Origin of the sequence: Geodermatophilus tzadiensis, assembly GCF_003002915.1 — a bacterium.
Lineage (GTDB): Bacteria > Actinomycetota > Actinomycetes > Mycobacteriales > Geodermatophilaceae > Geodermatophilus > Geodermatophilus tzadiensis.
The window spans coordinates 156,671-167,527 of the sequence record NZ_PVTG01000012.1 but is presented as its reverse complement, the minus strand read 5'-3'; the positions used below and the strand labels follow the sequence as shown (position 1 = coordinate 167,527).

Annotated in this window: 12 protein-coding genes and 1 rRNA gene; 7 read left to right on the top strand and 6 right to left on the bottom strand. The window is 75.7% G+C overall.

What is annotated here, in order from left to right:
- The 3 genes from LY71_RS16150 to LY71_RS16140 all read right to left on the bottom strand — a co-directional run.
- A 16S ribosomal RNA gene (locus LY71_RS16150) occupies positions 1 to 92 on the bottom strand; the annotation flags it as partial.
- A 368-nt stretch (positions 93 to 460) separates the two neighbouring features.
- The gene (locus LY71_RS16145) at positions 461 to 1,090 is read right to left on the bottom strand and encodes an alpha-ketoglutarate-dependent dioxygenase AlkB (RefSeq protein WP_106279462.1); all 630 of its coding nucleotides are present in this window, start codon (positions 1,088 to 1,090) and stop codon (positions 461 to 463) included.
- A gap of 38 nt (positions 1,091 to 1,128) precedes the next feature.
- Positions 1,129 to 3,348, bottom strand: coding sequence for a RecQ family ATP-dependent DNA helicase (locus LY71_RS16140; RefSeq protein ID WP_106279460.1), 2,220 nt, complete (start codon positions 3,346 to 3,348; stop codon positions 1,129 to 1,131).
- A gap of 78 nt (positions 3,349 to 3,426) precedes the next feature.
- On the opposite strand from LY71_RS16140, the gene LY71_RS16135 reads away from it, so the two are divergent.
- Positions 3,427 to 4,245, top strand: a complete 819-nt coding sequence (locus LY71_RS16135) for a PHP domain-containing protein (RefSeq protein ID WP_106279457.1) — start codon at positions 3,427 to 3,429, stop codon at positions 4,243 to 4,245.
- Between the two features lies 1 nt (position 4,246).
- Positions 4,247 to 4,771 carry a GNAT family N-acetyltransferase gene (locus LY71_RS16130; protein WP_106279455.1) on the top strand — a complete coding sequence of 175 codons (525 nt, stop codon included), beginning with the start codon at positions 4,247 to 4,249 and terminating at the stop codon, positions 4,769 to 4,771.
- A 1-nt stretch (position 4,772) separates the two neighbouring features.
- On the opposite strand, the gene LY71_RS16125 is transcribed toward LY71_RS16130, so the two are convergent.
- Positions 4,773 to 5,213 (bottom strand): SRPBCC family protein, encoded by a 441-nt coding sequence (locus LY71_RS16125; RefSeq protein WP_106279453.1) that lies wholly within the window; start codon positions 5,211 to 5,213, stop codon positions 4,773 to 4,775.
- 121 nt (positions 5,214 to 5,334) lie between these two features.
- Between LY71_RS16125 and LY71_RS16120 the strand changes: the two genes are divergently transcribed.
- Both LY71_RS16120 and bar read left to right on the top strand, forming a co-directional pair.
- Positions 5,335 to 6,291 carry a carbamate kinase gene (locus LY71_RS16120; protein ID WP_106279451.1) on the top strand — a complete coding sequence of 319 codons (957 nt, stop codon included), beginning with the start codon at positions 5,335 to 5,337 and terminating at the stop codon, positions 6,289 to 6,291.
- Between the two features lie 13 nt (positions 6,292 to 6,304).
- Positions 6,305 to 7,408 carry a barbiturase gene (gene bar, locus LY71_RS16115; protein ID WP_106279448.1) on the top strand — a complete coding sequence of 368 codons (1,104 nt, stop codon included), beginning with the start codon at positions 6,305 to 6,307 and terminating at the stop codon, positions 7,406 to 7,408.
- A gap of 7 nt (positions 7,409 to 7,415) precedes the next feature.
- Here bar and LY71_RS16110 read toward each other — a convergent pair whose 3' ends face one another.
- A complete protein-coding gene (locus tag LY71_RS16110; RefSeq protein WP_106279446.1) occupies positions 7,416 to 7,649 on the bottom strand; it encodes an antibiotic biosynthesis monooxygenase family protein in 234 nt (77 codons plus the stop codon).
- A gap of 84 nt (positions 7,650 to 7,733) precedes the next feature.
- Between LY71_RS16110 and LY71_RS16105 the strand changes: the two genes are divergently transcribed.
- Complete coding sequence (locus LY71_RS16105) at positions 7,734 to 8,813, top strand: PP2C family protein-serine/threonine phosphatase (RefSeq protein ID WP_106279444.1); 1,080 nt, start codon at positions 7,734 to 7,736, stop codon at positions 8,811 to 8,813.
- On the opposite strand, the gene LY71_RS16100 is transcribed toward LY71_RS16105, so the two are convergent.
- Positions 8,814 to 9,410: an RNA 2'-phosphotransferase gene (locus LY71_RS16100; RefSeq protein ID WP_245887939.1), complete on the bottom strand. Its 597-nt coding sequence runs from the start codon at positions 9,408 to 9,410 to the stop codon at positions 8,814 to 8,816.
- A gap of 43 nt (positions 9,411 to 9,453) precedes the next feature.
- Between LY71_RS16100 and LY71_RS16095 the strand changes: the two genes are divergently transcribed.
- Both LY71_RS16095 and LY71_RS16090 read left to right on the top strand, forming a co-directional pair.
- Positions 9,454 to 10,122 (top strand): 3-oxoacid CoA-transferase subunit A, encoded by a 669-nt coding sequence (locus tag LY71_RS16095; RefSeq protein ID WP_106279442.1) that lies wholly within the window; start codon positions 9,454 to 9,456, stop codon positions 10,120 to 10,122.
- Positions 10,119 to 10,793, top strand: a complete 675-nt coding sequence (locus tag LY71_RS16090) for a 3-oxoacid CoA-transferase subunit B (protein ID WP_245887938.1) — start codon at positions 10,119 to 10,121, stop codon at positions 10,791 to 10,793. Before LY71_RS16095 ends, LY71_RS16090 begins: the two co-directional genes overlap by 4 nt.
- Positions 10,794 to 10,857: the final 64 nt, after the last annotated feature.

The window sequence follows — 10,857 nt, the reverse complement described above, 5'->3', positions numbered from 1 at the left end:
CATCCCCCCGCAAGCGGGGTTCAGCGTTCGACTTGCATGTGTTAAGCACGCCGCCAGCGTTCGTCCTGAGCCAGGATCAAACTCTCCGTAGATGCATTCGATCCCTGGCGAGAACCCCGAGCTGACACTCGGGTCCATCAACCAAAGGAATCCCACCCAGACCACTCAAGGCCCGGGACGGGGTTACTACTTGGCACTGACTTTCGGCACGCTGTTGAGTTCTCAAGGAGCGGACGCGCTCGTACTCCGGCCTTTTCGGCCTTCGTTCGAGGCGGTGTCTCCACTGTACACCGGGCTCCGCAACCCCCGACCGCGGGGGTCTGAGAGGCGGTTGACCAGGCTGGCGGCCCGGTCCGTTCTCGCTCGGTGCAGAGAGGACCATACACGCCTCCGGAGGGGTCGTGCACGGGGGTCGGAGGTGCCGCCGGACACACCTCGGGACGAGGCGGCCGGTGGCCGCTCAGGCCACGCCGGCCGGGCGGAACTGCACGCTCACCCGGGGGCCCACCGGCCTGGTCGTCTTGGGGATGCAGTGCTCCCAGGTGCGCTGACAGGAGCCACCCATCACGACGAGGTCGCCGTGGCCCAGCGGGAAGCGGAGCGCCTCGCCGGCCCCGACCGGCCGCAGCAGCAGCGGTCGCGGCGAGCCGAAGGACACGATCGCCACCATCGTGTCGTGCGTGCGGCTGCGGCCCAGGCGGTCGCCGTGCCAGGCGACGCTGTCCCGTCCGTCCCGGTACAGGCACATGCCGGCGGAGACGAACGGCTCGCCGAGCTCGAGCGCGTAGTGCGCGTCGAGCGCCGTGCGGGCCTCCGTGAGCAGGGGGTGCGGCAGCTCCTCGCCCCGGCCGTACCAGCGCAGCAGGCGGGGGACGGCGACCTCGCGGTCGTACATCTGCCGCCGGTCGGCCCGCCAGCCGATGTCACCGAGCAGCACGTCGAGGACCGCGTCGGAGCCGGTCACCCAGCCCGGCAGGTGGTCGACCCACGCGCCGCGGCTGAGCCGGTGCCGCACGACCCGGCCGGCCAGGGGCGTGAGCGCGGCCTCCTCGGCGACGTCGAAGATCGACGGCTGGTGCACGAGCGACATGGCCGGAGGCTAGCGCCGATCGAACGCGTGTACGAGTCCTACGCGCTCAGCGCGAGCGCGAAGGGCAGCACCCGGGAGGCGCCGGCCAGCCGCAGCTCCCGGCCGGCGACCGTCATCGTCCAACGCGAGTCGGCGAGGTCGTCGACCAGCAGGACCGGTACCGGACCGAGCTCGTCGAGGCGGGCACGCAGCTCCGGGCCGACGACGAGCCGCTGCCACACCCCGGCCAGCCGGAAGGCGCTGTTGCCGCCCGGGCCGCCGGTCGGTCCCCCCTGTGCGAGCGACAGCTCTCCGAGGTAGGGCAGCCGGCCGAGCCGGGCCAGCCCCTGCGCCACCCCGGCCACCAGGCGGGGCCGGCGCCGCGAGGGCACCGCCACCACCGCTGCGGGCCGCTCGGCCCAGTCCCAGGCGCCCAGCACCCGGCCGCAGGCCCGCAGCAGCTCGTCGTCCGGGGGGACGTCGGAGGGCGCCCGCCGCACCGGCACGTCGAAGGCGGCGTCCGGGTCCTCCTCCAGGCCGGGGGCCTCGAGGTCCACCGTGCCGCCGACGCCGTCGTCGCCGAGCAGGGTGCGCAGCCGCTGACCCCAGCCCAGGTCGGTGAGCCGGGCGACGGCGCGGCCGGGGTCCACCTGCTCGGCGGGCGCGATCCTGCCCTTGACCGAGACGCCGAGCCGGTCGGCGCCGGTGGGCCACTGCGCGCGGGGCGCCAGCTCCACTCCGGGGCGGTCGAGCGCCGCGGAGGCGGCCTCGGCGGCCCCCGCGGGGACCTCGGTCGGGTACCAGGGGCCGGCGCAGACGTCGCAGCGGCCGCAGGGGGCGGCGGTCGGGTCGTCGAGCGCCTCCTGGAGGAAGGCCATCCGGCAGCGGGCCTCCTCGACCGGCCTCGCGTAGGCGATCATCGCCCGCTGCTCGGCCTCCCGGGTGCGGGCGACGCGGGCGTAGCGGTCGGCGTCGTAGACCCACGGCCGGCCGGTGGACCGCCAGCCGCCCTGCACCCGCTCCACCGCGCCGTCGACGGCGAGCACCTTGAGCAGCAGCTCGAGGCGGGACCGGCGGACGTCGGCCACCGTCTCCAGCCGCGCCACCGACCACGCCTTCCCGTCGGCCATCGCCGACAGGACGGCGGCGGCGTGGTCCTCCCGCGGCATGGAGGAGGTGGCGAACCACTGCCAGATGGCGAGGTCCTCGGGGCCGGGCAGGAGCAGCACGTCGGCGTGCTCGACGGCGCGGCCGGCACGGCCCACCTGCTGGTAGTAGCTGACCGGCGAGGACGGCGCCCCCAGGTGCACGACGAAGCCCAGGTCGGGCTTGTCGAAGCCCATGCCCAGCGCCGACGTGGCGACCAGCGCCTTGACCCGGTTCTCCCGCAGCGCCTCCTCGGCGTCCTTGCGGTCGGCGTCGTCGAGGCGGCCGGTGTAGGCGCGCACGTCGTGCCCGGCGTCGCGCAGCAGCGACGCCGTCTCCTCGGCCGCCGACACGGTGAGCGTGTAGACGATGCCGCTGCCCGGCAGGTCGCCGAGGTGGGCGGCCAGCCAGGCCAGCCGGGCGCGGTCGGTGGGCAGCCGCAGGACGCCCAGGCGCAGCGAGTCGCGGGCGAGCGGGCCGCGGACGGTGGTCACCCCGACCCCGCCGGCGCCGAGCTGCTCGGCGACGTCGGCGACGACGCGCTCGTTCGCGGTGGCCGTCGTCGCCAGGACCGGGGTGCCGGTCGGCAAGGTGCCCAGCAGGTCGCGGATGCGGCGGTAGTCGGGCCGGAAGTCGTGCCCCCAGTCGGAGACACAGTGCGCCTCGTCGACGACGAGCAGGCCGCAGCGGGCGACCAGGCCGGGCAGCTGCTCCTCCCGGAAGCGCGGGTTGGTCAGCCGCTCCGGGGAGACCAGCAGCACGTCGACGTCGTCGGCGGCCAGCGCCTGTGCGACGTCGTCCCACTCGGTGGCGTTGGCGCTGGAGATCTCCACGGCGCGGATGCCGGCCCGCGCGGCGGCGGCGACCTGGTCGCGCATCAGCGCCAGCAGCGGGCTGACCAGCAGCGTCGGGCCGGCGCCGCGGCGGCGCAGCAGCGCGGTGGAGACGAAGTACACCGCCGACTTGCCCCACCCGGTGCGCTGCACGACCAGCGCCCGCTCGGAGCGCTCGACCAGCGCGGCGACGGCGGCGTCCTGACCCTCGCGGAACGCCGCGTCGGGGCGGCCGGTCAGCTCCCGCAGGACCTCGAGGGCCTCGGTGGCGAGGTCGGACGTCGGCGCGGCGGTGCTCATGCCCCCGACACTAGGTGTGGACCCCGACGGACCGACCCCTGCGCGCGGGACCTGGGGACGACGGGCAGGATGGGGACGATGCGGCCACCGGACAACCACGTGCACACCGGGTGGTCCTGGGACACGCCCAGCTCCGTCACGATGGCACGGGCCTGCGAGAAGGCGGTGGCGCTGGGTCTCCCGGCGATCGCCTTCACCGAGCACCTCGACTTCACGGTGTGGGGTCCCGACGACCGGGCCACCACGCTCGGGCTGGTCGACCGGCACGCCTCGCGCCACCAGCCCATCGACACCGAGGGCTACTGGGCCGAGCTCGCCGAGGTGCGCGACCGCTACCCGGAGCTGCGCATCTGGTCCGGCGTCGAGGCCGGCGAGCCGCACCTGTTCTCCGCCAGCGTCGCCGCGCACCTGCGCGACGCGCCGGTCGACCGGGTGCTCGGCTCGCTGCACTCCCTGCATGACGGCGACCGCCTCTACGGGGTCGGGCAGCTGCTGTACCAGGACGCCGACGCCACGATGCGCCGCTACCTCGGCGAGGTCGTGGAGATGGTCGAGAGCAGCGACGTCTTCCAGGTGTTGGCGCACGTCGACTTCCCCCGGCGGTACTGGCCCGGCGGCCAGCACCGCTACGTGGAGAAGGACTACGAGGAGGAGTACCGGGCGGTGTTCCGCGCGCTCGCCGGCACCGGCCGGGCCCTGGAGGTCAACACCAGCAGCCCGCTCGCGTCGGCCGACCAGGTGCGCTGGTTCCGCGAGGAGGGCGGCGAGGCGGTGAGCTTCGGCAGCGACGCCCACCAGTCGGCCGCCGTGGGGCAGCGCTTCGACCTCGCCGTCGACGTCGTCGAGGCCGCCGGCTTCCGTCCCGGCCGGGACCGGTTCGACTTCTGGCGCCGCTGACGTGGCGGTCGTCGTCCGCGACGCCACGGACGGCGACGCCGCGGCCTGCGCGGCCGTCTACGCGCCCTACGTGACCGGCACCGCCGTCAGCTTCGAGGCCGAGCCGCCGTCGCCCGCCGAGATGGGCCGCCGGATCACCGCCGCGCAGGGGTCGCACGCCTGGCTGGTGCTGGAGGAGGACGGCCGCGTCGTCGGCTACGCCTACGGCGGCCCGTTCCGGACGCGGACGGCGTGGCAGTGGTCGTGCGAGGTGAGCGTCTACCTCGAGCCCGGACGGCGGCGCGGCGGCGGCGGGCGCGCGCTCTACGAGGCGCTGCTGCAGCGGCTGGCCGACCGCGGGTACCGCACGGCGGTCGCCGGGATGACGCTGCCCAACGAGGCCAGCGAGGCGTTCCACCGCGCCCTGGGGTTCCGGCCGGTGGGCACCTTCCCCCGGATCGGCTGGAAGGACGGCCGCTGGCACGACGTCGCCTTCGCCCAGCGACCGCTCGGCGACGGGGACGCGCCGCCTGCTCCGCTGCGCTGACTCAGGCGGCCAGGCGGTCCAGTGCGGCGCGCCACACCCGGGGCAGCGCGCGCGGGGCGACCAGACCCTGGACCAGCAGCACGGCCCGGCCCCGCAGTCCCCGGCCCCGGGAGTGGTGCATGGTGACGTCGACGTGGCTGCCGCCGTCGTCCCGCGGGCTGATCCGGATGTCCCCCGTCCCGCGGTCGCAGTGGTCGCTGTCGAGGAGCGTCCAGGTCACCCGGTCCGGCGTCGGCCACTCGTAGCGCAGCAGCACCCAGAACGGGACGCCGGCGCTGCCCTCGCGGACGACGGCCCACCCCTCGCCCGCGTCACGGACCTCGTACCTCGCCGGGTCCAGGCTCTTCGACCACACCTCGAGCCGCCGCTCGCCCACGTCGGTGAACGCCTCGCGGACCTGCGCCGGGGTGGCGCGGGTGTCGAAGTCGAAGTGGACGCGCACCGTCGTCTCCCTCCTGACGACCCCCGCTGTCCCGATCGTCCCGCAGCGGTGGGCCCGGTGGGGAGCGCCCCGTCCTGCCGGGTACTTCAGCGCTGAGAGATCTCCGGCTACGGTGCGCGGGGTGACCTCCCGCCGCGCCGTGATCGCCCTGGGCGGCAACGCGATGACCGGTCCCGACGGCTCGGCGACGCCGGCCGCGCAGCGGGCGGCGCTCGCGGTGGCGGCTGAGGCGGTGGCCGCGGTCGTGGCCGCGGGCGTCGAGGTGGTGCTCACCCACGGCAACGGTCCCCAGGTGGGGAACCTGCTGGTCAAGAACGAGATGGCCGCCGCGGTGGTGCCGCCCGTGCCGCTGGACTGGTGCGTGGCGCAGACCCAGGCCACGGTCGGCTTCACCCTCGCCGACGAGCTCGACGCCGCCCTGGCCGCGCGCGGGCTGGACCGGCGGACGGCGGCCCTGGTCACCCGCACCCTCGTCGACGCCGACGACCCGCACTTCGCCGCGCCGTCCAAGCCGGTGGGCCGCTACCTGCCCGCGGCCGAGGCCGCCCGCTTCACCGCGCTCGGCCAGCACTGGCAGGACCGCGGCCCGCGCGGCTGGCGGCGCGTGGTGGCCTCGCCCGAGCCGCGGTCGGTGGTCGACGCGCCCGCGATCGCGGCCCTCGTCGCCGCCGGGTTCGTCGTCGTGTGCGCCGGCGGCGGCGGGGTGCCGGTGGTCGAGGGCGCGCCGCTGCACGGGGTCGAGACCGTCGTCGACAAGGACCTCACCGCCGCGCTGCTGGCCCGCGAGCTCGGCGCGGACACCCTCGTCGTCGCCACCGACGTCCCGCACGTCGTCGTCGGCTGGGGCACCGACGCGGCCCGGCCGCTGGGCCGGGTCACCCCCGCCGAGCTGCGGGCGCACGCCGCCGCCGGCGAGTTCGACGGCGGCTCCATGGGCCCGAAGGTCGAGGCCGCCCTGCGCTTCGTGGAGGGTCCGGTCGACGGCCTCGCCCCGCCCCGACGCGCCGTCGTCACCTCGCTCGACACCATCGCCGACGCCGTCACCGGCGACGCCGTCGGCACCGTGCTCACCGCATAGGAATGAGGAACAGGTGCCCGCACCGATCGAGGTCCGCAAGGTCCCTCTGCACAACGTCAGCGACGCCTCCGAGCTGGCGAAGCTCATCGACGAGGGCGTCATGGAAGCCGACCGGGTCGTCGCCGTCATCGGCAAGACGGAGGGCAACGGCGGCGTCAACGACTACACCCGCATCATCGCCGACCGCGCCTTCCGCGAGGTGCTGCTCGAGAAGGGCAGCCGGTCGAAGGAGGAGGTCGGTGAGATCCCGATCGTGTGGTCCGGCGGCACCGACGGCGTCATCAGCCCGCACGCGACGGTCTTCGCCACGCTGCCCGAGGACGCCGTGGAGAAGACCGACGAGCCGCGGCTGACCGTGGGCTACGCGATGAGCGACGTGCTGCTGCCGGAGGACATCGGCCGCATCGCGATGGTGGAGAAGGTCGCCGAGGGCGTGCGCCGGGCGATGGCGGCCGCCGGGATCACCGACCCCGCCGACGTCCACTACGTGCAGACCAAGACCCCGCTGCTGACCATCGAGACCATCCGCGACGCCAAGGCCCGCGGCAAGGACACCTACTACGACGAGCCGCACGGCTCGATGGACCTGTCCAACGGGACGACGGCGCTGGGCATCGCGGTGGCGCTCGGCGAGATCGAGATGCCGACGCAGGAGCAGGTCATGCGCGACCTGTCGCTGTTCAGCGCGGTCGCGTCGTGCTCCTCGGGCGTGGAGCTCGACCGGGCGCAGATCGTCGTCGTCGGCAACGCCCGCGGGCACGGCGGGGACTACCGGATCGGCCACTCGGTGATGAGGGACGCCCTCGACCAGGACGGCATCTGGAACGCCATCCGCGACGCCGGCCTGGAGCTGCCCGAGCGGCCGCACCCCTCGGACCTCGGCGACCGGCTGGTCAACGTCTTCCTCAAGTGCGAGGCCGACCCGACCGGCTACGTCCGCGGCCGCCGCAACGCGATGCTCGACGACTCCGACGTCTTCTGGCACCGGCAGATCAAGGCGACCGTGGGCGGCGTGGCGGCGTCGGTGACCGGCGACCCGGCGGTGTTCGTCTCGGTGGCCGCGGTGCACCAGGGCCCCTCGGGCGGCGGCCCCGTCGCCGCGATCGTGAAGGCCTGACGCAGGCTCAGAGCACGAACTGCACGCGGGCGATCTGCTCGCAGAAGGGATCGAACAGCTCGCGGCGGACGCGGTCGTGCCGCTCGTCGAGGTCGTAGCCGCGGTAGGCCTCGGCGTCGGTCCAGTCGCTGGTGATGGCGAAGTCCCACCCACCGGCGCGCAGGCCGGCGTCGAGGCCGACGCGCACGCCGGCGCAGCCGGTCACCGGCAGGGCGACGACGGCGTCCAGGCCCGGGGGCACGCCGTGCGCCGGTGCGGGTGCGCCGACCGGCCCGGCCTACGCTCGGCACCGCCGCGCGCAGGGGACCACACGGAGGCCGTCGCAGTGGACAGGGCGATCCGGTCGAACGCGCTCCCCGCGGGGCTCCTCGTCGCCGTTCTGGTCCTCGACCTGGTCATCGGGCGCGAGGGTGTGCTGATCGGCCTGCTGGCGGCCCCGCCGCTGGTGGCCGCCACGGTCACCGGGCGGCGGGCGACCGCCGTCCACGGCGTGCTGGCCGTGCTGACCGCCGCGCTGCTGGGCGTCCACGACGAGCAGTACACCGGCGCCGCCGCGGCGGCCCAGGCGGTCCGGCTGCTCGCGGTGACCGGCACCGCCGCCCTCGCCGTGGCCGCGTGTGGGCTGCGGCTGCGGCGCGAGGCCGACCTCGCCCGGGTGACCGCCGAGGCGGCGACCGCGCAGGCGGAGCTGGACGCCGCGGCCGTCCTGCAACAGCACCTGCTCGGCCTCCCGCCCGCGGTGCCGGGCCTGCAGACCGCGGCCCGCTACCTGCCGGCCGTCCGCAGCGCCCGCATCGGCGGCGACTGGTACGACGCCTTCCCCGCAGGCGGCGGTGCCACCGTGCTGGTCGTCGGCGACGTCGCCGGCCACGACGCGCGGGCCGCGGCCGCCATGGCCGAGGTGCGGGGCATGCTGCGCGCGGTCGCCGCCACCGCGGGCCCGGCTCCCTCGCCCGCACGGGTGCTGGACACCCTGGACGACGTCCTGGCGCGGCTGGGGGCGCCCGCGCTGGTGACCGCCGTCGTCGCCGTGCTCACCCCCACCGCGGACGGCGTGGCGCTGTGCTGGTCCAACGCCGGGCACCCGCCCCCGGTGCTGGCCGGCGCGGACGGCACGGTGCGCCTCCTCGAGCGCCGGCCGGAGCGGCTGCTGGGCGTCGAGCCGGGCAGCCGCCGCAGCGACGACGACCTGCTGCTCCTGCCCGGCGACACCCTGCTGCTCTACACCGACGGCCTCGTCGAGCGGCGCGACCGGGACCTCGACGAGGGCACCGACTGGCTGCTGACCGGGCTGCGGCGCCGGGCGGCCGAGCCCCTCGACGCCGTCGTCGACGGCCTGCTCGCCGGGCTGGTCGGCACCCTGCACGACGACGTCGCGGTGCTCGCCGTCCGCCTGCCCGGCTGATCAGCCGTCGAGGACGGCGAGGAAGGCCGGGGGCACCGCGTCGACCAGCCACACCCCGTTGGCCGAGCGGGTGAACACCGCCCCGGTGGCGGCCAGCCCGGCGGCGTCGACGCGCAGGACGGCGGCGGGACCGCGGCGCGCCCCCACCGCCCGGGCGGTCGGTTCGTCGGCGCTCAGGTGCACCGCGTGCCGCCGGCCCGGCCGCAGCCCCTCGGCGAGCACCGCCGGCAGGGCGCGCCGGGGCGTGCCGTGGAAGAGCACGTCGGGCGGCTGCTCGGCGGCGTAGCCGAGCGCGACCGGGACACTGTGGCCCTGGCTGGCCCGGATCCGGCGGCCGCTGCCGTCGTAGGCGAACCGCCGCTTGTCGTTGCCCGCCACGACGCGGTCCAGCTCCGCCCGGGTGAGCGGCAGGCCGTGCGCGGCGAGGGCGGCCAGCAACGCGTCGACGTCGACCCAGCCGGCGTCGTCGAGGACCAGTCCCACGCTGTCGGGCCGGTGCCGGAGCACGGAGGACAGCCGCTTGCTGACGCGGACGACGTCGTCGCCCCCGCCCCGGCCCACCCCGGGAGCCTGCGGGTCGCACCGGCGGGACGCCACCCGGTTAGCGTGCGGGGACCAACCACGGGCGAGCGGGGTGCGGATGATCGACAAGCGGGTCGCGTCGCTGGCCGACGCCGTCGCGGGCATCGAGGACGGCGCGACCGTGCTGGTCGGCGGCTTCGGCGCGTCCGGCGTCCCGGTGGAGCTGGTGCACGCGCTGCTCGACCAGGGCACCACCGACCTCACCGTGGTGACCAACAACGCCGGCTCCGGCGAGACCGACGTCGCCGCGCTGCTGCGTGAGCGGCGGGTGCGCCGGATCGTCTGCTCGTACCCGAGGTCGACCGGGTCGGTCTGGTTCGAGGAGCGCTGGCGGGCCGGCGAGGTGGAGCTCGAGCTGGTGCCGCAGGGCACGCTCAGCGAGCGGATGCGGGCCGCCGCGGCCGGTCTGGGCGGGTTCTTCACCCCGACCGGCGCCGACTCCCGGCTCGCCGAGGGCAAGGAGGTGCGCGTGATCGGCGGACGTCGGCACGTGTTCGAGGAGCCCCTGCCCGGCGACGTCGCCCTGGTCAAGGCCGCGCGCGCCGACCGCTGGGGCAACCTGGTGTACCGGACGGCGGCCCGCAACTTCGGCCCGACGATGGCCGCGGCCGCGACGCTGACCGTCGTCCAGGTGGACGAGTTCGTCGAGCTCGGCGAGCTGGACCCCGAGGTGATCGTGACGCCGGGGATCTTCGTCGACCGCGTCGTGCGGGTGGGTGCGGCGTGAGGGGCCGGGAGCTGTGCCTCGACGTGCGGGCGGTCGCCCGGCGGATCGCCCGCGACATCCCCGACGGCGCCTACGTCAACCTCGGCATCGGCCTGCCCACGCTGGTGGCCGACTGCGTCGGGGACGACAAGGAGGTCGTCTACCACTCGGAGAACGGCATCCTCGGCATGGGCCCGGCGCCGGCGCCCGGCGAGGAGGACCCCGAGCTGATCAACGCCGGCAAGCAGCCGGTGACCCTGCTGCCCGGCGGGGCGTTCTTCCACCACACCGACGCCTTCCTGATGATGCGCGGCGGGCACGTGGACGTGACCGTGCTGGGCGCCTTCCAGGTGTCCGAGACCGGCGACCTGGCCAACTGGGCCACCGACGACGCCACGCACCCGCCGGCCGTGGGCGGGGCGATGGACCTCGCCGTCGGCGCGAAGCGGGTGCTGGTGATGACGACGCACACGACGAGGGCCGGGGAGCCCAAGCTGCTGCCGCGGTGCGGGTACCCGCTGACGGCGGCCGCCGTGGTCGACCGCGTCTACACCGACCTCGCCGTCCTCGACGTCACCGCCGAGGGGTTCCTGGTGCGGGAGATGGTGGCCGGGCTGACGCGGGAGGACCTGCAGGGCGCCACCGCGGCGCGGCTGTCCTTCGCCGACGACGTCGCCGTCCTCGAGCCCTGAGCCGCCCTGAGCGCGCGAGATCGGCGCTCTCGTGGCCATCAGCCGCCGATGACCACGAGACCGC

Coding starts and splice junctions, on each gene's coding strand:
- LY71_RS16145 (WP_106279462.1), bottom strand. CDS start 1,090: ATGTCGCTCGTGCACCAGCCGTCGATCTTCGACGTCGCCGAGGAGGCC.
- LY71_RS16140 (WP_106279460.1), bottom strand. CDS start 3,348: ATGAGCACCGCCGCGCCGACGTCCGACCTCGCCACCGAGGCCCTCGAG.
- LY71_RS16135 (WP_106279457.1), top strand. CDS start 3,427: ATGCGGCCACCGGACAACCACGTGCACACCGGGTGGTCCTGGGACACG.
- LY71_RS16095 (WP_106279442.1), top strand. CDS start 9,454: ATGATCGACAAGCGGGTCGCGTCGCTGGCCGACGCCGTCGCGGGCATC.